The organism is Caballeronia sp. LP006 (assembly GCF_031450995.1).
Taxonomy (GTDB): domain Bacteria; phylum Pseudomonadota; class Gammaproteobacteria; order Burkholderiales; family Burkholderiaceae; genus Caballeronia.
This window is the reverse complement of record NZ_JARTVW010000005.1, coordinates 576310-597961: the sequence shown is the minus strand read 5'-3', so window position 1 is coordinate 597961 and position 21652 is coordinate 576310. Positions and strand designations below refer to the sequence as shown.

Here is a 21652-nt window from a genome sequence, read left to right as displayed (position 1 = left end):
CACACGGCGATCGAGCCGCGCTGCGGCTACAATGCAGACTATTTCACATTGGTGCAGGGCCCGTCCGTCATGAACCAGAACGCCATATCCAAAGCTCCTTCGCGCGTCTACACGCGCGGCGCCGCGCTCCCCGCGCTCTTGCAGAAACGCATCCTCATCCTGGATGGCGCGATGGGCACGATGATCCAGCGCTACAAGCTCGACGAAGCCGCGTACCGTGGCGAGCGCTTCAAGGACTACGCACGCGACATCAAGGGCAACAACGAACTGCTTTCGATCACGCAGCCGCAGATCATCCGCGAGATTCACGACAAGTATCTGGCGGCGGGCGCGGACATCATCGAGACGAATACGTTTGGCGCGACACGCGTGGCGCAGGCCGACTACGGCATGGAAGACCTGGCTATCGAGATGAACGTCGAGTCGGCAAAGCTCGCGCGTGCCGCCTGCGATGCCTTCTCCACGCCCGACAAGCCACGCTTCGTGGCGGGCGCGATCGGACCGACGCCCAAGACCGCAAGCATCTCGCCCGACGTGAACGATCCCGGCGCGCGCAACGTGACCTTCGACGAATTGCGCGAGGCTTATTACGATCAGGCGAAGGCGTTGCTCGACGCGGGCTGCGATCTGTTCCTTGTCGAGACCATCTTCGACACCTTGAACGCGAAAGCCGCGCTCTTCGCGCTCGACGAGCTGTTCGAGGACACGGGCGAACTCCTGCCGATCATGATCTCGGGCACGGTAACGGATGCGTCGGGCCGCATCTTGTCGGGACAGACGGTCGAAGCCTTCTGGAACTCGCTGCGTCATGCGAAGCCGCTGACTTTCGGCCTCAACTGCGCACTGGGCGCGGCGCTGATGCGTCCGTATATCGCCGAATTGGCGAAGCTCTGCGATACCTACGTTTCGTGCTATCCGAACGCGGGCCTGCCGAATCCGATGAGCGATACGGGCTTCGACGAGACGCCGGATGTGACCTCGGGCTTGCTGAAGGAGTTTGCGCAGGCGGGGCTCGTGAACCTTGCGGGCGGTTGCTGCGGGACGACGCCGGAGCACATTGCGGAGATCGCGAAGGCGCTTGCCGAGGTGAAGCCGCGCGCGTTTCCTTCGCAGTATCGCGACGCTGCTTGACGACGATACCGACATCGACCGACGACAAGATAAAAGACACCATGACCGACCACACCATGCGCCTTTCCGGCCTCGAGCCGTTCAACGTCACCGACAGCTCGCTCTTCATCAACGTCGGCGAGCGCACGAACGTGACCGGCTCGAAGGCGTTCGCGCGCATGATCCTCAACGGCCAGTTCGATGAAGCGCTCGCCGTCGCGCGTCAGCAGGTCGAGAACGGCGCGCAGGTCATCGACATCAACATGGACGAGGCCATGCTCGATTCGAAAGCCGCCATGGTGCGCTTTCTGAATCTGATCGCCTCGGAGCCGGATATCGCGCGTGTGCCGATCATGATCGACTCGTCGAAGTTCGAGGTGATCGAAGCCGGTCTCAAATGCGTGCAAGGCAAGGCTATCGTCAACTCGATCTCGCTCAAGGAAGGCGAGGACGCGTTCCGTCATCACGCGAACCTGATCCGTCGCTACGGCGCGGCATCCGTGGTCATGGCCTTCGACGAGCAAGGGCAGGCCGATACCTTCGAGCGCAAGACGCAAATCTGCAAGCGCTCCTACGACATCCTCGTGAACGAAGTGGGCTTCGAGCCCGAGGACATCATCTTCGATCCGAACATCTTCGCTATCGCGACGGGCATCGAAGAGCACAACAACTACGCGGTCGATTTCATCAACGCCACGCGCTGGATCAAACAAAATCTGCCGCACGCCAAGGTGAGCGGCGGCGTGTCGAACGTGTCGTTCTCGTTTCGCGGCAACGACCCCGTGCGCGAAGCCATCCATACCGTGTTCCTCTACCACGCCATTCAGGCGGGCATGGACATGGGCATCGTCAACGCGGGCCAGCTCGGCGTTTATGCCGATCTCGACGCCGAGTTGCGCGAACGCGTGGAAGACGTCGTGCTCAATCGTCGCGACGACGGCACCGACCGTCTGCTCGAAGTCGCCGACAAGTTCAAGACCGGCGCGGCAAAAAAGGAGGAGAACCTCGAATGGCGTAATCAGCCGGTCGAAGCGCGTCTGTCGCATGCGCTCGTGCACGGCATCACGAACTTCATCGTCGAAGATACGGAAGAAGTGCGCGCGAAGATCGAGAAGGCAGGCGGCCGGCCGATCAACGTGATCGAAGGGCCGCTCATGGACGGCATGAATGTCGTCGGCGACCTGTTCGGCGCGGGCAAGATGTTCCTGCCGCAAGTGGTCAAGTCCGCTCGCGTGATGAAGCAGGCGGTTGCGCATCTAATTCCGTTCATCGAAGAAGAAAAGAAGCGTCTCGCCGATGCAGGCGCCGACGTGCGGCCGAAGGGCAAGATCGTCATCGCGACCGTGAAGGGCGACGTGCACGACATCGGCAAGAACATCGTCTCGGTCGTGCTCCAGTGCAACAACTTCGAAGTGGTCAACATGGGCGTGATGGTGCCCTGCGCGACCATCCTGCAAAAGGCGAAGGAAGAAGGCGCGGATATCATCGGGCTCTCGGGACTCATTACGCCGAGTCTCGAGGAGATGGCGTACGTCGCGTCCGAAATGCAGCGCGACGACTACTTCCGTGGCAAGCAGACGCCGCTTCTGATCGGCGGCGCGACGACTTCGCGCGTGCACACAGCCGTGAAGATCGCGCCGCATTACGAAGGGCCGGTGGTGTATGTGCCGGATGCGTCGCGTTCGGTCTCGGTGGCGTCGAGCCTGCTGTCGGACGAGGGTGCGGCCAAGTATCTCGACGACCTGAAGACCGACTACGACCGCATCCGCACGCAACACGCGAACAAGAAGGCGCTGCCCATGGTCACTTACGACCAGGCGCGGGCCAACAAGACGAAGATCGACTGGAGCGCGTATCGGCCGAAGAAGCCGGGCTTCATCGGGCGGCGCGTGTTCAAGAATTACGATCTAGCCGAGTTGGCGACTTATATCGACTGGGCGCCGTTCTTTCAGACATGGGATCTCGCGGGCCCCTACCCCGCGATTCTCAACGATGAAATCGTCGGCGAATCGGCGCGGCGCGTGTTCTCGGACGGCAAGTCCATGCTCTCGCGCATCATCCAGGGCCGCTGGCTTCAGGCGAACGGCGTGGTCATGCTGCTGCCCGCGAACACCGTGAACGACGACGACATCGAAATCTACACGGACGACTCACGCTCGCAGGTCGCAATGACATGGCGCAATCTGCGTCAACAAAGCGTGCGTCCGATTGTCGATGGCGTGCAGCGGCCGAACCGCTCGCTTGCCGACTTCATCGCGCCGAAAGATTCCGGCGTGGCCGACTACATCGGCATGTTCGCGGTGACGGCGGGCCTTGGCGTCGACAAGAAGGAAAAGCAGTTCGAAGCCGATCACGACGACTACAGCGCAATCATGCTGAAGGCGCTGGCCGACCGTTTCGCAGAAGCATTCGCCGAAGCACTGCACGCGCGCGTGCGTCGCGATCTGTGGGGCTATGCGGCGAACGAAACGCTGGACAACGAATCGCTGATCGCGGAAAAGTACGCCGGCATTCGCCCGGCGCCGGGTTATCCGGCGTGCCCGGATCACCTCGTCAAGCGCGATATGTTCGAAGTACTTCAGGCAGGCGAAATCGGCATGAGCGTGACGGAGTCGCTTGCCATGTTGCCGGCCGCGAGCGTGTCGGGTTTCTATCTCGCGCACCCGGAGAGCACGTATTTTTCGGTGGGCAAGATCGGCGACGACCAACTTGCGAGTTTCGCCGAACGCATGGCGATCTCGAACGCGGATGCGGAACGCGCCCTCGCGCCGCAGCGCTAATGCTGCAAAACAACATATGCAATCTGTGATAACGAAAAAAATGCACGCTATCGGCGGGAAAATTTTGATTTCCGTAGACTTGTAGCCGCGATAGGTCGTCACCACGACGGCCGCGCATTTCTTTTCGTCACGGAGAAAGTCGCATGAAGAAGATGACGTCCGCCGTAACCGTAGCGCTTGCGGCAGCCGTACTTGCAGCATCGAGTTCGGCTGCGTTCGCGCAGGCCAGCACCACCACGGCGTCTTCGTACTCGCCGCCCGTTACCGAGCACAAGAAGAAGCCGAAGAAGCCCAAGAAGCCGAGAGCGTCCGCCAAACCTGCTCCGGCGGAAGGCGGTCAGTCGCAGTAAGCGGCAGCATCGCGACTCAGCCGTCTGACGTTATGTCCGCTGCAAAGTAAAAACCCGCATCGTCGCCGATGCGGGTTTTTTTATTCGCCAATGCAAACGAACGTTCAGACGCCCCAGAGAATGTCCGTATGCTCTTTCTGCGCAAGACGCAGCATGTCGAGAAACGGATAAGCGCGTTGCGCCAGCCCGATAGGAATCTCGTGCGGTTCGTGACCGTCCTCACCTTCGTGGAAGTGGCCGTCGTGCTCGGCGCGCTCTTTCTTGTCGGTCGACACGGCGGCTTCGAGTTTTTCGATAGCCGCGGGCAGTTCGTCGTGAGTGATGACGCCCCGTTCGTTCAGCTGTTTACCAATGATGCCAAGCAGATACTCGGCGAGGTTTTGCAGCATCATGACGTCCGGAGCCGCGCTGGTTTTGAAAGTGATCAGCATGGTTAGGTCCTTTTCTTTATGTTGATATGCAGCTTTGAAAGCTGCACGATGTTGCCGCGAGTCGCGCCGACTGCCCGGTATGCACCCTGATTCGACATATTAGCACCTGCTAAAATCCCGCTTTACGCGTAGTTTGATTCCCGCGGCCTGTCGAGGCCTCTTACGGCCGGACCAGCATCGCGTCGCGCATCCGCGCGCACCGCCCTCGCCTACGCCACACCACATCGGACTCGCTCCACTGGATCATTTTCAGCATGCTGCCCGCACACAAAGAAACCCTAGAAACGCTCCTCACCGACGCGGTCAAGCAGGTCGCGCAAGCCACGCAGGGCGCGACTGAAGCGGCCTTCGTCGCGCCGACCATCGTGCTCGAACGACCGAAGGTCGCGGCGCATGGCGATGTCGCCTCGAACGTGGCGATGCAACTCGCCAAGCCACTGCGCGCCAATCCGCGTCAGCTTGCGCAACAAATCGTCGATGCGCTACTCGGCAACGCAGCAGCCAAGGGGCTCGTGGAAGGCGCGGAAGTCGCGGGACCGGGCTTCATCAATCTGCGACTCGCGGCAACGGCGAAGCAAGCCGTGATCCCGGCAGTGCTGTCCGAAGGCGCCGCATACGGCGACTCGCAGCGCGATGCAGGCAAGCAAGTGTTGATCGAATTCGTCTCCGCGAACCCAACCGGACCGCTGCACGTCGGTCATGGCCGTCAGGCCGCGCTTGGTGACGCGCTCTCGAACTTGCTCGGCACGCAAGGTTACGCGGTGCATCGCGAGTTCTATTACAACGACGCGGGCGTGCAGATCGGCAACCTCGCCATCTCGACGCAAGCGCGTGCGCGCGGCTTCAAGCCAGGCGACGCCGAGTGGCCGGAAGCGGCCTACAACGGCGAGTACATTGCCGATATCGCGCGTGATTACCTGGCGGGCGCAACCGTCGCGGCGAAAGATGGCGAGCCGGTCAAGGGCGTGGGCGATGTCGAGAATCTCGAAGCCATCCGCAGCTTCGCGGTCGCTTATCTGCGTCACGAGCAGGACATGGATCTGACCGCGTTCGGCGTGAAGTTCGATCAGTTCTATCTGGAGTCGTCGCTGTACAAGGAAGGACGCGTCGAGCAGACCGTCGAGGCGCTCGTGGCTGCCGGCAAGACCTATGAGCAAGAGGGCGCATTGTGGCTGCGCACCACCGACGACGGCGACGACAAAGACCGCGTCATGCGCAAGACCGACGGCACCTACACCTACTTCGTGCCGGACGTGGCGTATCACGTCGCCAAGTGGCAGCGCGGCTTCACCAAGGTCATCAACGTGCAGGGCTCGGACCACCACGGCACCATCGCGCGGGTTCGCGCTGGGCTGCAAGGGCTCGGCATCGGTATTCCGAAAGGCTACCCCGACTACGTGCTGCACAAGATGGTCACCGTCATGCGCGACGGCCAGGAAGTCAAGATCAGCAAGCGCGCCGGAAGCTACGTGACCGTGCGCGATCTGATCGAATGGTCGGGCGGCATGACGCCCGGCAACGAAGCCGCGCCCGATCAACTGGACGAAGACACCATCCGCCGCGGCCGCGACGCCGTGCGCTTTTTCCTCATTTCGCGCAAGGCAGATACCGAATTCGTCTTCGATATCGACCTCGCGCTCAAGCAGAACGACGAAAATCCGGTCTATTACGTGCAGTACGCCCACGCGCGCATCAGCACGATTCTCAACGACTGGAAGGAGCGCTACGGCGGCGATCTGGCCCAAGCCGCGCACGCCGATCTCGAGCCGCTGTCGAGCCCGCGCGCCATGGCGTTGCTCAACAAGCTCGCCGAGTATCCGGAAATGCTCGCGCACGCCGCCGAAGAACTGGCGCCGCATGCCGTCGCTTTCTATTTGCGCGACCTCGCTGGCGAATTTCACTCGTTCTACAATGCGGAGCGCGTGCTCGTGGACGAACAAAAGGAACGCGACGCGCGCATCGCGCTGCTTGCCGCGACGCGTCAGGTGCTCGCCAACGGTCTCGCGACCATCGGCGTGTCGGCTCCCGAAAAGATGTAATGGTCAGAAGACGTCCGTCGCGCCGAAAACACGACTTTCGACGCGCGCGGACGGCTGCCTGGCGCGGACTTGGCTTTAAGCCACCGTTATAATCGTCGGCCAACTCGAAGACTTTTTGCAGGTGATTCATACGATGGCAAAACCACGTCGCACGTCGAAGCAGTCGCAGTCGAAGCAAACCGGGGGTACTTTTCTCGGCATCGTGCTGGGCCTGATCGTCGGGCTCGCGATCGCCGTGATCGTCGCGCTATATATCACCCGCGCGCCCACGCCGTTCGTGGCGAAGGTTGCGCCGCCGCCCTCCGACACCAGTTCCGCGCCCGCCGCGCAGCCTTACGATCCGAACCGTCCGCTGCAAGGCAAGACGCCTGGGCAGGCCGTGCCGCAAGCCGCGCAACCCACGCCACCTAATACCGCGCCGGGCCAGAGCACCAATCAGACGCAATCGTCGGGCATGCTGGACGAACCGCAGATCGTCGAAGTGCCGCCTTCCGGTTCGGCCGCGTCCACGCCGAGGAACGGCAACGCCGCGAATCCGAAGACGCCCGACAACGCGACGAGTTCCGCCGCCGCCACGCCCAAGCCGAGCTCGACGACGGGCACGGCCAAAACCACGCCGCCCGCTCCTGGCGACGTCAACACGGGTTACTTCCTGCAGGTCGGCGCGTACAAGACTCAGGCCGACGCGGAACAGCAGCGCGCGCGGCTCGGCTTCCAGGGTTTCGAATCGAAGGTGACGCAGCGCGACGCGGGCGGCGTGACGTACTATCGCGTGCGCGTCGGCCCGTTCGCGAAGTTCGAGGACATGAACACGGCACGCCAGCGTCTGTCCGATGCAGGCGTCGATACCGCCGTCATCCGGTTCTCGAAGCAATGACGGGCGTGGCCCGCGTCGTAATCAACGCGATGCGGGCCGACTTTAAGCTCGGCTTAAGCGTCGTATGTCCCACTTATGGACCTTCTGTGCTTCCTCTCAAATCATGAAAAAACTGCTTAGCGCCCTCGCTCTTTCTTTCGGCATCGCGGCTCTTTCGCTGAGTGCGGCCAATGTCGCATCGGCGGCGCCCGTTTCGGGCAAGGACTATACGGTGCTTTCGGCGCCTCAACCGGTCGGCGCGCCCGCGGGCAAGGTCGAAGTCATCGAATTCTTCTGGTACGGCTGCCCGCATTGCAACGAATTCGAGCCGTACATCGAGACGTGGGAAAAGAAGCAAGGACCGGACGTCGTGTTCAAGCGCGTGCCGGTTGCCTTCCGCGACGACTTCATCCCGCACTCGAAGATGTATCACGCGCTCGTCGCGCTGGGCGTCGCGGAGAAGGTCACGCCGGCCGTGTTCAACGAGATCCACGTGAAGAAGAACTATCTGCTGACGCCCGAGGCGCAGGCGACCTTCCTTGCGACGCAGGGCATCGACAAGAAGAAGTACATGGACGCGTATAACTCGTTCTCGACGCAAAGCGACATCAAGCGCGACGCCAAGTTGCTGCAGGACTACAAGATCGACGGCGTGCCTACCGTCATCGTGCAGGGCAAGTACGTCACGGGTCCGGCCGCGACCAACAGTCTGCAAGGCACGACCGACGTGATGGACTTTCTCGTTCAGCAAGTTCGCGACAAGAAGATGTAATCGACACGGGCCGGCATGAACGCAGTTCGTCTCAAGGTTTTCCTGACCGGCGCGTCGAGTGGCATCGGCCTCGCTTTAGCCGAAGAGTATGTCAAGCGCGGGGCCGTACTCGGCCTCGTCGCCCGTCGAGTCGATTCCCTCGCGGCATTCGCCGCCCGCCATCCGCAAGCCTCCATCTCGATCTACCCCGCCGACGTGCGCAACGCGAACGCGCTTGCCGATGCCGCGCGCCTTTTCATCGAAGAACACGGTCCCGCCGATATCGTGATCGCCAATGCAGGCGTAAGCCGTGGCGCCCTCACCGGCCACGGCGATCTCGAAGCCTTCCGCGCCGTCATGGACACCAACTATTTCGGCATGGTGGCCACGTTCGAACCGTTCATCGCGTCGATGACGGCGGCGCGAAACGGCGCGCTCGTCGGTATCGCGAGCGTCGCAGGCGTGCGCGGGCTGCCGGGATCGGGCGCCTACAGTGCGTCGAAATCGGCGGCGGCGAAGTATCTGGAAGCGTTGCGTGTGGAAATGCGGCCACAAGGCGTCGCGGTCGTGACCATCGCGCCGGGCTACGTGCGCTCGGAAATGACGGCGCACAATCCCTATTCCATGCCCTTTCTCATGGACGCGGACCGCTTCGCCGCCAAGACCGCCGACGCCATCGCGCGCAAGGTGCGCTACGCGACCTTTCCATGGCAAATGCGCATTGCGGGCATGCTGCTGCATGTCATGCCGCGCTGGCTCTACGACTTCATCTTCGAACGCGCGCCACGCAAGCCGCGCGACGGCCAATAAAAAATCCGGCAACGCGCTCAACGCTGCCGGATTTTTTTGCTTCGAACTTACTGGCCGATCAGAACGCCACGTAAGGCGAGCTTCCCTGCGGATCGTAGCCGACATACACGTGCCGTCCGTAGAAGAACGGCATGCCGAAGTCGAAGAAGCCCGTCATGCCCAACTGACCGCCGAGACTGTCGAATGCGTATTTCCCGCCGCCCGAGGTCAACGTGCGCGCGCTTACGAGACTGAACGGCACGGTGGCGGTATTGCCCTCGCTGCCGGTGATCGTGGCCGACAACTGTTGCTCGGAACTCGGGCAATAGAACGAACTCGTGCTCGAACAGAGCGTGAAGCTGTCCTGGAAGAAGTTGCCGTTCGAGCCGGTATCGAAGAAGGTCTGATACGTCGTGCCCTTGTAGGAGCCCGTCAGATCGCCGAATTGGTCCGTGCCGTACTTCGTGACGCCCGAAAGCGAGTTATTGCTCTGCGTGCCAATGCCGAATACCAGCGTGCCGGCGGCACTCGCCGCGCCGTTGTCTGGAATGGGCGGCAACTGCACGATCACGCCGTTGTTGTCGGTCGGAAAGCGCATGACCGGGTTGACGACCTGCTGCGCGAGCGGCACTGCCGTGCCCGTGCAGTTCGTGCCGTTCTGGCAGGAGAAGTAAGTCGCGTTGAGCGCGGAACTCACGCAGGACGTGCCGCAGTCGTAGGTCGCGGGACCGACGCCGAGAATGCCGTTCGCGCCGATATCAGCGGTCGTCGCTTCGTCATTGCCGGACGGGCAGCCGTTCATGCCGGACGGCGCCGAGGTCGAAGCCAGATCGCCGATGATCTGCAACGGCACGTTGCTCGCGACTTCGGTACCGATACGCACATCCGCCTGACGCACCGTGCCCCACGTGTAGCCATCCGCGAAACCGGCGCATTCGGCGAGCTGACCGCCGTTCCCCGCGCTCGTGACAGGCAGGCTGCCCAGTACCGACTGCGCCGCCGTGTTCAGGATACGCAGGCCGTAGGAAGCGGTATCGAGCTGAATGTTGTCGATGGTCTGACATACGTTCGTGCCCGGCGCGCAGACCGTCACCGACACGTTCGGAATATTGACGAAGCCCGCCACACCCGCGTTGACGCTGATCGGCACGGCATTGGTGCCGTTGGCCGCAACGGGCTGCGCGTTCGCCGTGCTGGTGGAACCGCCGCCGCCAACCGAGCCGCCGGATGAGCCGCCGTTCGAACCGCCGTTCGAGCTGGATTTGTTGTCGTCGCCGCCACCGCCGCATGCGGCCAGCGCGAACGCGAGGAACAGCGCGCCGAGCCAGCGCACGCAGTTGCGTGCGCTCGAAGAAGAGGAAGCGCCGAGGCCGAGTGTAGTTCTACGCATACTGGGTTCTCCCGTCGCTTACTGAATGTCGCTGGCGGATACGCCGGCGGGCAAGGATTGCGGCAGATAGGCGCTGCCGGCAAATGCACCCATGTGTCCGCCCGAGCGCACGACGAGACCCGAATCCTGCACGCTCACCTGACCGCGTGCGCCGCGCTCGGCGCGTTGCGCGAGCAGGCCTTGCTGATACTGCGGGAAATAGCTGCCGAGCAGCGTGGCCAGGTCGGGCACACGCGGTCCGCGCCAGGCGATGCCGAACACCGTGCCTTCCGTGGACAAATACTCGTTGACGATGGTGCCGCTCGCAAGCGTGGTCGACCGGACCGTATAACTCGAAGCGCTGGCAGACGACGCGCCCGAGGCGGCCACGGCTGCGCGCACGACCGCATTCGTCGCCGTGGCGCCCGGTGGCGCGGTGAGCGGATCGCCGCCAAGCGCGGCCAATGCCGGTGCTGCGGCGCAGATGCCGAACGCTCCCGCTAGCAGAACGAAGTGTCTTTGCAGATGCCCAAGACGGGGTTGCTTCAGTGCCTTCACTGGGCCTCCTGATATTCGCTGTCCATGATGTTTGACGCCGCCGGCGCACTCGCAAGCGGCCGGCTCATGACGTTCCGGTGACGCAAGGACCGCCGATTTGCGCACCGCCAGGGTGCCGCTCAACCGTCAGTATGCCAAAGTCCTCGGAATTGTCCGAACGTTCGCCAGCACGCGCCGTTTGCGTTTTGGCGAGTTGGACCGGAAACAGTGCGATTCATTCACACGAATTTACGACGCGCGCGACAAAACGCGACGCGCACTCTTCGTGCGCGCCGCGTCATTCGCGGGCGGGAAAGCCGCCGATGCAGGAGCTTAAAAACCCAGGCTCGCCAGCAGGTCGTCCACTTGCGACTGATCCTGCACGACATCGCTGCGGCCTTGCGGATTGATCTGCGGACCGTTGAGCAAGGCTTCCGGGCTGCCGCTCGAAGAGACGAGCGCCGCCGCCGATGCCGCGAACTGCTCGCGCCGCTCCGGTGCGATGTTTTCGAGCAGCACGCCAAGCAATTGCTGTTCGATGAGATACACGACATCCGTGATCTTGTTGATGACCTGTCCGGTCAAATCCTGGAAATCCTGCGCGAGCATGATTTCGAGCAGTTGCGCATTGGTCGCCTGCGTCTTCGCCGGAACGCTTTGCAGAAACGTGCGCGTATCCGCGAGCAATTCGCCCGCTTCGCCCTGTCCGAGCGGCGCGCCGTACCATTGCTCCCAGCGTGCATCGAGCGCCTGCGCTTCGTGCTGCATCGCTTCTTGCATCGGCTTCGCGAGTTCGATCGCGTTGAGCGCGCGCTCGGCAGCCTGCTCGGTCATCGTGGCGACGTACTTCAGGCGATCGCGTGCGTCCGGAACGGCAACGGCTGCCGCTTCCACCTGCTTGTCGAGGCCGAGTTCGCGCATCGAGTCGCGCAGCGTGCGCGTCAGTTGCCCGATGCGGGCGAGAATCCGGTCAGTGGACTGATCGTTCTCGATCTCCGCCTGGATGAGCGGGGCGGCAAAATCAGTGGTCAGATCGTTCACGATCAGCTCCCCGCTTTGGCCATCTTCTCGAGAATCTTGCTGAGCTTCTCGTCGAGCGTGGCGGCCGTGAACGGCTTAACGACGTAACCATTCGCACCGGCTTGCGCCGCCGCGATGATGTTTTCCTTCTTCGATTCCGCCGTCACCATGAGTACCGGCAAATGCGAGAGGTTGGCGTCCGCGCGAATCTGCTGCAGCATGGCGAGGCCGTCGAGGTTCGGCATGTTCCAGTCGGAGATGACGAAGTCGAAGCCGCCGCCGCGCAGTCGCGCGAGACCGGCGGCGCCATCTTCGGCTTCATCGACATTCGAATAGCCGAGTTCTTTCAGCAGATTGCGCACGATACGGCGCATCGTCGGAAAATCGTCGACGACGAGGATCTTCATGTTCTTGTCCATCACTACTCCCGGTTGTTTCAATGCGGCGCGACGCCGCGAATCCAAAGTGAAAAATCAGACGCGCTGCACGCGTTCGCCCATCGAGGCAAGCCGCGCCATGACGCGCCGGCTCATTTCGTTGAGCGGCGCGATTTCGCTCGCACCGCCCATTGCAATTGCTTCGCGCGGCATGCCGAACACCACGCAACTCGCTTCATCCTGCGCAAGCGTGTAAGCGCCCGCCTGCTGCATGTCGAGCAGGCCGGCCGCGCCGTCGCGGCCCATGCCGGTCAGGATCACGCCGATCGCGTTCTTGCCCGCGTGCTGCGCGGCCGAGCGGAACAGCACATCCACCGAGGGACGATGCCGGTTGACCGGCGGCGCGTCCGACAGATGCGCCACGTAGTTCGCTCCGCTGCGCGCGAGCACCAGATGCGCGTGGCCCGGCGCGATATACGCGTGGCCCGGCAAGACACGCTCGCCGTGTTCGGCTTCCTTCACCGTGATACGGCACAGTCCGTTCAGACGCTGCGCGAACGACTTCGTGAAGCCGGGCGGCATGTGTTGCGCGATCAGCACGGCGGGCGCATCGGGCGGCAGCGGCACGAGCACTTCGCGGATCGCTTCCGTTCCGCCCGTCGATGCCCCGACGATCACCAGCTTTTCCGTCGATACCAACGGGTTGTTCAAATGCGGCGCGGGCCGCACGGCCGCAGCCGACCCCGCGCTGGCCGGCGCGCTCGCCGCATGCGTGGTCTGCCGCACGCGAGCGCGCGACGCCGCGCGAATCTTGTCGGCGAGCTTCTCCGCGTAATCGAGCATGCCGTCGCGGATGCCGACTTTCGGCTTCGTCACGAAATCCACCGCGCCGAGTTCCAGCGCGCGCAACGTGATTTCGTTGCCGCGCTCGGTCAGCGACGACACCATCACGACCGGCATCGGCCGCAGGCGCATCAACTTTTCCAGGAAGTCGAGGCCGTCCATGCGCGGCATTTCGACATCCAGCGTCAGTACGTCCGGGTTATGCAGCTTGATGAGCTCACGTGCGACGAGCGGATCGGGCGCGGTCGCGCACACGTGCATGTCGGGCTGCGAGTTGATGATCTCGGTCATCAGGCTGCGCACCAGCGCCGAATCGTCGACGCACAGTACGTTGATCTTCGGCGTCGCCGGCTTGTTGTTCGCGTTGACGATACTCATGCTTCCTCCGCCGCTCTGGTGCTGCGCGGCGCACGCGCCAGGCCGCTGCTGAAAAGCTCGGCCCGGGGCTTTGCGCCCGCCGCACTCGATGCGCCGAACAGTTCCACGCGCGGCTTGCCCGTGGCGCCCGCCGCACCCGGCTTCGTGTTGAATAACTCGACCCGCGAGCGTGCCTTTGCGAGCCGCTCCGCGCGTTCTTCCGGCGTGCGCTGCACGAGCGCCTGCTCGCGTTCCACCACCACCGGCTCGTGCGCGGCCTTCAGTTTCTTGACCATCACTTGTCCCGAGCGCGGCATGAACGCCACCTTGCGCGGATGCATGCCCTGCAAATCCTCGGCGACGATACGAATCTTTTCCAGCGCGAGATAACGCCGCACGAACTCCGAATTACGATCGCCGATATTGATGGTCGTCATGCCCGCGAGCACCGCGCCGCCGCCGAACACCTTCGCTTCGAAACGCTCACGCCGTCCGCCGCGCTTGATGAGTTCGTTGATCAGCACTTCCATTGCATAGGCGCCGTAGCGCATCGAATCGGACGCCGCCGCCGACGCATCCGAACCGTCGTCGGGCAACATGAAATGATTCATCCCGCCAATGCCCGCCGTGCGATCGTTGATGCACGCCGCCACGCACGAGCCGAGCACGGTCACGAGCACCATGTCTTCGCTCGTCATGTAAAACTCGTTCGGCAGGAGCTTCACGCCCGGCTTCTGAAAGTGATTGTCGAAATACAGATTCGACGCGATCGGCAGGCCGCTCATGCCACTTCTCCCGCCAGCGCCTTCGTCTGTTTCGCCGCGCCCGCGTTCTTCATGTCGCGCGTCAGTTCGTACACAGTCTGGCCGCGCAGACGGAACGCCTGCGACACGTACGTGAAGTTTTCCGAGTGTCCCGCGAACAGCAGGCCGCCCGGCTTCATCAGCGGATCGAAGCGCGACAGCACGTGCGATTGCGTCGGCTTGTCGAAATAGATCATCACGTTGCGGCAGAAGATCGCGTCGAACGGACCCTTGATGTCGTAGCGCGCATCCGTCAGATTCACGCGTCCGAAGTTCACCATCGCGCGCAGCTCGGGACGAACCTTCACGAGGCCCGCATGCGCGCCCGTGCCCTTCAGGAAGAAACGCTTGAGGCGGTCCGCCGGCAGCGTCTTCACCTGATCGAGCGAATACACGCCGGCGTCGGCCTTGGCGAGCACCTGGCTGTCGATATCGCTTGCGAACACCGTGCACTGGCGCGCGGCGTGATCGCCGAGCGCTTCGACGAGCGTCATCGCGATCGAGTAAGGCTCTTCACCCGTCGATGCCGCCGAGCACCACACCGACACCGGTTGCTGCCGGCGCTTGGCGAAGTCCGCGAGAATCGGAAAGTGATGCGACTCGCGGAAGAACGCGGTGAGGTTCGTGGTCAGCGCATTGACGAAGGCTTCCCATTCGTTACTGTCTTCGTTGGCTTCCAGCCGGTCCAGGTACAGCTTGAACGTGTCGATGCCGCATGCGCGCAGACGGCGGGCGAGACGGCTATACGCCATGTCGCGCTTGTGGTCGGAGAGCGAAATGCCCGCGCGGCGATGGATCAGTCCGCGAATGCGAGCGAAGTCCGCTGCCGTGAATTCGAAGTCGCGTTCGACTTCGGAGCCGCGCGTGCCGGCGGCCGGGTCGATGCGTGCGTTGCGCGTTGCCGTCATGATGCTTCGTGCTTCCCTGGCGTCTTCTTCGGCGACGCGCGCCGTTGTGTCGTTGAATGCGACCTTGCGTGGCTTTGTCGTTGCTGTTCTCCGCGAACGGAGGTCATGTCGAAAGCCTGCATGGTCGCTGCTGTTTGCAAACCCGGCTTAGAAGGTTTCCCAGTCGCCGTCGTCCGCGGTCGTCGCCTTGACGCGCGGTGCGCTCACGGCGGCTTTCGCTGCCATACGCGGCGCGGGCTTCTTCGCTGGCTGTTGCGCTTCGCTTGCCGTTACCTTGATAACGGCCGGTTCGCGCGCGACGTTAGCCTCGTGCGAAACTTTTGTGGGTTCGGCGCGCTTGAACGTCTTCGCCTTCGAGACGGCAGCCTTCGGCGCCACGCGTGTAGCGGGCGCGGCAACCGTCTTGGTGCCTGCTTCGATGCGCCATTGGCCGACCACGTCCTTCAGTTGCCGCGTCTGCTCTTCGAGCGATGCCGCGGCAGCCGCCGCTTCCTCGACGAGGGCCGCGTTCTGTTGCGTGACGCTGTCCATCTGCGTGACGGCGCGATTCACCTGCTCGATGCCATCGGACTGTTCTTCCGATGCCGCGCTGATCTCGCCCATGATGTCGGTCACGCGGCGCACCGCCTGCACGATCTCGCCCATGGTTTCACCGGCGCGCGTGACGAGTTCGGAGCCGCTTTGCACCTTGCCGGCCGAGTCGCCGATGAGCGCCTTGATTTCCTTCGCCGCCGCCGCGCTGCGTTGTGCAAGCGAGCGCACTTCGCCCGCCACGACCGCGAAGCCGCGTCCTTCCTCGCCTGCACGCGCCGCTTCCACGGCCGCGTTCAACGCGAGAATGTTGGTCTGGAACGCGATGCCTTCGATCACGCCGATGATGTCCACGACCTTGCTCGAACTCGATGCAATCGCGTTCATCGTATCGACCACCTGCTCGACGACCTGGCCGCCGCGCGACGCGATATCCGACGCGTTCACCGCAAGCTGGCTCGCCTGACGCGCGTTGTCCGCGTTCTGCTTGACCGTGCTCGTCAGCTCTTCCATGCTCGACGCCGTTTCCTGCAGCGACGCCGCCTGTTCTTCCGTGCGTTGCGAGAGGTCCGTGTTGCCGCTCGAAATTTCATGCGCGCCGACATCGATCGATTCCGCGCCGCGATGCACCGCGCCGACCATATGCGTCAGGTCCGTTCGCATGCGTTCGATGCCCGCGAACAGACGCCCGATCTCGTTCGTGCTGTCGGTATGCGCCGACTTCGTGAGATCGCCGCGCGAGATGCGGTCGAAGTGATCGACGGCGTCGTTGATCGGCTGCACGATAAGGCCGCGCAACGCGATGCGCGTCCCGATGAGAATGAGCACGGACAACGCGAGCAGCGCGCCGATGGTCAGGCTAAGCGTCGAGATGTGCGACGCCGTGTTCGAGCGCGATTCTTCCGCGTGCTTCTGCTGGAACGCCACCGCCGCGACTACCGCTTGATCGAAGGACACGAACATCGGGCTGATCTTCGTATCCGCGATGGCGTGATACGCGGCCATGTCGTTCGCGCGGATCGCGGTGAATTCCGGCTCGACGCCCGTCTTCACGAGGGTGTCGTGCTGCGCCACGAGCTCATCGAGCGTGGTCTTCGGCAGCATCGGCTTATGGGTGTCGAGATAGAGCTTCCAGTTCTCGTTGCTCTTGTCGAGCAGATACTGGCCGCGGTCCAGCGCTTTCTTCGCTTCCGCGTCGTTGCCCGCTTCGGCGAGCGAACGCACGCGGTCGAGCGTGATGCGCGAGCGCAGCAGATACGACGAGGTCTCCGCGAGCGCGCGCATCGCAACCATGTCTTCCTGCGCGAGCGACGTGAGCGAATGGCTCGCCGAGTTCAGGCCGACGAGCGACAGCGCGCCGATCACGGCCGCGCAACTGACGAATAGCAGTCCGACGAGCGTGAGCATCGTGCGGATCGACAACTTCTTGAACATGTCTTTCTTCCCTGAGCCCGCGCTTCGGTACACGAACGCGGTTGTTTTAAGCGGCAACCGAGTCGATCAATTCCATCTCGCGGCTCGTCATGAGCTTCTCGATGTCCATCAGAATCAGCATGCGGCCATCCACGGTGCCTAAGCCCGTCAGATATTCGGAGGTCAGCGTCGCGCCGAATTCGGGCGCGGGCATCACTTGCTCTTGCGTGAGCGTGAGGACGTCCGAGACGCCGTCGACCACCATGCCGACCACGCGATGCGCGACGTTCAGAATGATCACGACCGTCTGGTTGTCGTACTCGACGCGACCCAGATTGAACTTGATGCGCATGTCCACGATCGGCACGATGATGCCGCGCAGATTGATCACGCCCTTGATGAACGAAGGCGCATTGGCAATGCGCGTCACGTTGTCGTAACCGCGAATCTCCTGCACCTTCAGGATGTCGATGCCGTACTCTTCGGCGCCGAGCGTGAACACCAGAAACTCTTGTCCGGCGGCTTCCGCGTGTTGCGCGTCGCGACGCGAAGACGTCGCGGAATGGATGTTTTGAATGTCTGCCACGGTAACTCCTTCGATGCGGGTGTTAATGAGCGTGCGCGCTGTGCTGCACACGCGATTCGCGGTTGAGCGCGGCCACGTCGACGATCAGCGCGACGCTGCCATCGCCCAGAATGGTCGCGGCTGAAATGCCGTGCACCTTGCGATAATTGGTTTCGAGATTCTTCACGACCACTTGCTGCTGGCCGACGAGTTCGTCGATCAGCATGGCGAAGCGCCGGCCTTCGGTCTGCATGATGGTGACGATGCCTTGCGTGGGCTCGGTGCGCGCGTTCTCTACGTCGAACACGGCATGCAGCGCCACGAGCGGCAAATACTCACCGCGCACGCGTACCACGCGCTCGCCGTTGGCGACCGTGTAGATGTCTTCGGCCACCGGCTGGAGCGACTCCATCACGAAGTTGAGCGGCAGAATGAAGATCTCGCTGCCGACCTTCACCGACATGCCGTCGAGAATCGCGAGCGTGAGCGGCAGCACGATCTTGGTGGTCGTGCCCGCGCCTTCACGCGACTTGATTTCGACGTGGCCGCCCATCGACTGGATGTTGCGCTTGACCACGTCCATGCCCACGCCGCGGCCGGAAATGTCCGTCACCTGTTCGGCGGTCGAGAAGCCCGGCATGAAGATGAGCTGCCACACTTCCTCGTCGCTCATCGACTCGGAAACCTGCATGCCCTGCTTCTGCGCCTTCGCGAGAATCTTGTCGCGGCGCAGGCCCGCGCCGTCGTCGCTGACTTCGATCACGATGTTGCCGCCGTGATGCGCCGCCGACAACACGAGCTGGCCGGTCGTCGACTTGCCCGCCGCGCGACGCGCTTCCACGGTTTCGATGCCGTGGTCGAGCGAGTTGCGCACGAGGTGCGTGAGCGGATCGATGATGCGTTCGATCAGGCTCTTGTCCAGTTCGGTCGCCTGACCGAACGTGACGAGTTCCACGTCCTTGCCGAGCTTGCCCGCGATATCGCGCACGAGCCGGGGGAAGCGGCTGAATACGTAATCCATCGGCATCATGCGGATGGACATGACGGCTTCTTGCAGATCGCGCGCGTTGCGTTCGAGCTGCGCCATGCCGTTGAAAAGACGGTCGTGCAATGCGGGATCGAACGTGCTCGTCGTTTCCGCGAGCATCGCCTGCGTGATGACCAGTTCGCCCACCAGGTTGATGAGCTGATCGACCTTCTCCACGCCGACGCGAATCGAGCTGCCTTCCGCCGATGCGGCCGCTGCCGGACGCGCCTTTTTATCGGCATCGTTCGTATTGGCGTTGGCCGGTTTCTGTGACGGTTGGGCGGCAGTCTCCGGGACCGCCGCCGTCGCCGCTTGTTGTTTTTGTTGCGCCGTGGATGCAGACGCGTCGAGCGCCTGCGATGCGTCCGGCTGTTGCTGTAGCGCGTGATGCGCCGCCGTTGCCGGCGGTACTTCGACGGACGCGGCCGGCGACTGCGCCGACTGATCCGCCGCATTGCCACGGCCGATTCCGATCTGCGATTCATCGATCACGAAGCAGCACACGGCCACGATGTCGTCGGCGCTCACGTCCGACTCGAGCCAAAGCACGAGTTCGGCGTCAGTCTTCTTTTCTCCGACGATACTTCCCAGGTTACCCAGCTCCTCGGTCAAAGTCGCCAGGTCCTTCTCGCCCACCCCCCGTAGCGTAATTTTCAGGTGGGGTCCTGCTTCCGCTGCCGATGCTGCCGCAGCGGTTCCTTCAATCGGTGCGCCGTCCGTGACTTCGAACGCGCCGTCCCACGTGCCGTCGTCCTCGATCGCTTCCGCAGCCTGCGCGATGACATGCGCGGGCGGAGCGTTCGGGCCTTCGTAGGCGGGTTCGTGTTGTTGCGCCTTCTCCATGACGGCGGCGGCTTCTTCTATCGCCGGTGCCGCCGGCGCTTCCGGGTCTTCGTGCTTCAGACGCTCGAGCTTCGCGCAGATCGCGGCGGCCGCGGCCGCATCCGGCTCGGCGCTCGCGCGATACGCGGCGAGCTGGTCCGAGAGCACGTCCTTCGTCGCGAGGAAGGTATCGATCATGTCGCGGCGCAGAACGAGTTCATTGTTGCGCGCGCGGTCCAGAAGCGATTCGAGGATGTGCGTCGTTTCCGTGAGCGCCGTGAAGCCGAAGGTCGCCGCGCCGCCCTTGATCGAATGCGCCGCGCGAAAGATCGCCGCGAGGTCTTCCGGATCGGGATTCGCAATGTCCAGAACGAGCAGCAGCTGCTCCATCTGCGCGAGCAGTTCGTCTGCTTCGTCGAAGAAGGTCTGATAGAACTGGGTAATGTCGAGTGTCATGCTTGAGTCACCGCAGAAATGCTGTTCAGTCGCGTTATTCGGTCGAGGTTTGCTTCGTCTTGCTCAGTGCTGCTCTTCGGGTTCCGACAGTGCCGCCACCAACTCGGTCAAGAGCTCGGGATCGAGCGGCTTCTGAATCCAGCCGGTCGCTCCCGCCGCGCGCGCCGCGTCCTTGAACGCTTCGCTGTCCTCGGTCGTCAGCACGAGCACCGGCGTTGCCTGGTAGGCGTGATTCACCCGCAACTCCGCGATCAAATCGAGCCCGCTCTTGCCGGGCATGTGCTGGTCCGTCAGGACGAGATCGAAACGCTCGGCGAGGGCCCATTCGAGCCCTTCGTTGCCGTCCGACGCGACGGTCACTTCGTAGCCCGCCGTCGTCAGCGTGGCGGAGAGAATCTGCCGCATGGCGGCGGAATCGTCGATTGCCAGAATGTTCTTGATCATGTGTGTCTCTTGCGGTCTTGCCGGGTTGACGGCTAAAACGTGTGGAGTCTTGAGAGTCTTTCGCGCGGATTTCGCTTTTATTGCGGTCGCGCTTGGAATACGGGCGCGAGTTTGTCCAGCACGGGAGCCGCGCCCGCCGCGTTGTCGAATGTCGCGGGCGGCGCGCCGTCGTCGCGCAACATGGCGCTCTCCGCGCGCCGGTTGAGCACGATGATGCTGATGCGCCGGTTTTCCGGGTCCATCGCGTCCTTGCGATTCAGGTTCTGCGTCGATGCAAGCCCGAGCACGCGCAGCACCTTCGCTTCGTCCATGCCGCCGTAGATCAGCTCGCGCCGCGACGCGTTCGCGCGGTCCGCCGACAGTTCCCAGTTGCTGTAGCCCTTGTCGCCGCCGGCGTACTTCACGGCATCCGTATGTCCTTGCACGACTATTCGATTGGGCACGTCGTTCAGCGTCTTGCCTATCTCGCGCAAAATGTCGCGCATGTACGGCTGCACGGAGTCGCTGGAGAGCGCGAACATGGGCCGCTTCTGGGTATCGACAATCTCGATGCGCAAGCCCTGCTGGGTCGAATCGATGCGTATCTGCTGCCTGAACTGGCGCAAGGTCGGGTTGGCCTCGACGGCCGACATGAGCTTCACCTGGAGGTCGTGCAGGCGCTCTTGCTCGCGGCGTTCGATCTCGCCTTCGGCTTGTCTCAACGCGGCTTCATCGGGTCTTGCCGACGAACGCACCGCGAACGGCGTATTGCCTTCGGTGGTGCGCACCGTGCCGGGCTCGGGACTCGACAGATCGCGCCCGCCGCCCATGATGATGCTGGAGTCCATGCCGACGGTCTTGCCGCCGACCATCGCGGCCTTGAGCGGCGTGTTGAAGTATTCGGCGATACCGCGTCGTTGCACCGGCGAAGTCGAACTCAGAAGCCACATGAGCAGGAAGAACGCCATCATCGCGGTCATGAAGTCCGCGTAGGCGAGCTTCCACGCGCCGCCGTGATGTCCCTTGCGGCCCGCGACGATTCGCTTGATGAAAATTGGCCGGTCTTTGTCGGGTGAGCTCATGGCGTCGTTCCTC

20 protein-coding genes are annotated in these 21652 nt (G+C 63.0%); 7 read left to right on the top strand and 13 right to left on the bottom strand.

Features of this window, described 5'->3' with window-relative positions; genetic code table 11:
* Nucleotides 1-69 precede the first annotated feature (69 nt).
* The 3 genes from P9250_RS19485 to P9250_RS19475 all read left to right on the top strand — a co-directional run bounded on the left by P9250_RS19485 (nt 70) and on the right by P9250_RS19475 (nt 4240).
* Nucleotides 70-1131 carry a homocysteine S-methyltransferase family protein gene (locus tag P9250_RS19485; RefSeq protein ID WP_244826830.1) on the top strand — a complete coding sequence of 354 codons (1062 nt, stop codon included), beginning with the start codon at nt 70-72 and terminating at the stop codon, nt 1129-1131.
* A gap of 41 nt (nt 1132-1172) precedes the next feature.
* The gene (gene metH, locus P9250_RS19480; protein WP_244827945.1) at nt 1173-3890 is read left to right on the top strand and encodes a methionine synthase; all 2718 of its coding nucleotides are present in this window, start codon (nt 1173-1175) and stop codon (nt 3888-3890) included.
* Between the two features lie 143 nt (nt 3891-4033).
* Nucleotides 4034-4240, top strand: coding sequence for a hypothetical protein (locus tag P9250_RS19475; protein WP_250462726.1), 207 nt, complete (start codon nt 4034-4036; stop codon nt 4238-4240).
* 104 nt (nt 4241-4344) lie between these two features.
* Here the strand turns inward: P9250_RS19475 and P9250_RS19470 are convergent, their stop codons facing one another.
* Nucleotides 4345-4671, bottom strand: a complete 327-nt coding sequence (locus tag P9250_RS19470; RefSeq protein ID WP_244826828.1) for a DUF1840 domain-containing protein — start codon at nt 4669-4671, stop codon at nt 4345-4347.
* A gap of 254 nt (nt 4672-4925) precedes the next feature.
* Here P9250_RS19470 and argS point away from each other — a divergent pair, with 254 nt between their 5' ends.
* From argS to P9250_RS19450, 4 genes are all read left to right on the top strand, one after another.
* A complete protein-coding gene (gene argS, locus P9250_RS19465) occupies nt 4926-6710 on the top strand; it encodes an arginine--tRNA ligase (RefSeq protein WP_250462720.1) in 1785 nt (594 codons plus the stop codon).
* 133 nt (nt 6711-6843) lie between these two features.
* Entirely contained in the window at nt 6844-7587 is a 744-nt protein-coding gene (locus P9250_RS19460) for an SPOR domain-containing protein (RefSeq protein ID WP_244826826.1), read from the top strand.
* Nucleotides 7588-7690: 103 nt separating this feature from the next.
* The gene (locus P9250_RS19455) at nt 7691-8338 is read left to right on the top strand and encodes a thiol:disulfide interchange protein DsbA/DsbL (RefSeq protein WP_244826825.1); all 648 of its coding nucleotides are present in this window, start codon (nt 7691-7693) and stop codon (nt 8336-8338) included.
* A 15-nt stretch (nt 8339-8353) separates the two neighbouring features.
* Nucleotides 8354-9127 (top strand): SDR family oxidoreductase, encoded by a 774-nt coding sequence (locus P9250_RS19450; protein ID WP_310394661.1) that lies wholly within the window; start codon nt 8354-8356, stop codon nt 9125-9127.
* Nucleotides 9128-9185: 58 nt separating this feature from the next.
* On the opposite strand, the gene P9250_RS19445 is transcribed toward P9250_RS19450, so the two are convergent.
* The 12 genes from P9250_RS19445 to motB form a co-directional block, all read right to left on the bottom strand.
* Nucleotides 9186-10496: a DUF3443 domain-containing protein gene (locus P9250_RS19445; RefSeq protein WP_309841152.1), complete on the bottom strand. Its 1311-nt coding sequence runs from the start codon at nt 10494-10496 to the stop codon at nt 9186-9188.
* An 18-nt stretch (nt 10497-10514) separates the two neighbouring features.
* Complete coding sequence (locus P9250_RS19440) at nt 10515-11024, bottom strand: DUF2844 domain-containing protein (RefSeq protein WP_370652116.1); 510 nt, start codon at nt 11022-11024, stop codon at nt 10515-10517.
* A 321-nt stretch (nt 11025-11345) separates the two neighbouring features.
* A complete protein-coding gene (gene cheZ, locus P9250_RS19435) occupies nt 11346-12044 on the bottom strand; it encodes a protein phosphatase CheZ (protein WP_310396812.1) in 699 nt (232 codons plus the stop codon).
* Between the two features lie 11 nt (nt 12045-12055).
* The gene (cheY, locus tag P9250_RS19430) at nt 12056-12451 is read right to left on the bottom strand and encodes a chemotaxis response regulator CheY (protein ID WP_244826821.1); all 396 of its coding nucleotides are present in this window, start codon (nt 12449-12451) and stop codon (nt 12056-12058) included.
* 54 nt (nt 12452-12505) lie between these two features.
* On the bottom strand, nt 12506-13630 hold the full coding sequence (locus tag P9250_RS19425) for a chemotaxis response regulator protein-glutamate methylesterase (protein WP_244826820.1): 1125 nt from the start codon (nt 13628-13630) through the stop codon (nt 12506-12508).
* Nucleotides 13627-14394 (bottom strand): chemoreceptor glutamine deamidase CheD, encoded by a 768-nt coding sequence (gene cheD / locus P9250_RS19420; protein WP_244826819.1) that lies wholly within the window; start codon nt 14392-14394, stop codon nt 13627-13629. Before cheD ends, P9250_RS19425 begins: the two co-directional genes overlap by 4 nt.
* Nucleotides 14391-15320 (bottom strand): CheR family methyltransferase, encoded by a 930-nt coding sequence (locus tag P9250_RS19415; RefSeq protein WP_244826818.1) that lies wholly within the window; start codon nt 15318-15320, stop codon nt 14391-14393. Before P9250_RS19415 ends, cheD begins: the two co-directional genes overlap by 4 nt.
* Nucleotides 15321-15467: 147 nt before the next feature.
* Nucleotides 15468-17285, bottom strand: coding sequence for a methyl-accepting chemotaxis protein (locus P9250_RS19410; protein ID WP_310394658.1), 1818 nt, complete (start codon nt 17283-17285; stop codon nt 15468-15470).
* 46 nt (nt 17286-17331) lie between these two features.
* Entirely contained in the window at nt 17332-17850 is a 519-nt protein-coding gene (cheW, locus tag P9250_RS19405; protein WP_244826816.1) for a chemotaxis protein CheW, read from the bottom strand.
* Between the two features lie 22 nt (nt 17851-17872).
* Nucleotides 17873-20134 (bottom strand): chemotaxis protein CheA, encoded by a 2262-nt coding sequence (gene cheA, locus P9250_RS19400; RefSeq protein WP_310394655.1) that lies wholly within the window; start codon nt 20132-20134, stop codon nt 17873-17875.
* A 63-nt stretch (nt 20135-20197) separates the two neighbouring features.
* Nucleotides 20198-20578 (bottom strand): response regulator, encoded by a 381-nt coding sequence (locus P9250_RS19395; RefSeq protein WP_244826814.1) that lies wholly within the window; start codon nt 20576-20578, stop codon nt 20198-20200.
* 77 nt (nt 20579-20655) lie between these two features.
* Nucleotides 20656-21639 (bottom strand): flagellar motor protein MotB, encoded by a 984-nt coding sequence (motB, locus tag P9250_RS19390; protein WP_244826813.1) that lies wholly within the window; start codon nt 21637-21639, stop codon nt 20656-20658.
* Nucleotides 21640-21652 lie beyond the last annotated feature (13 nt).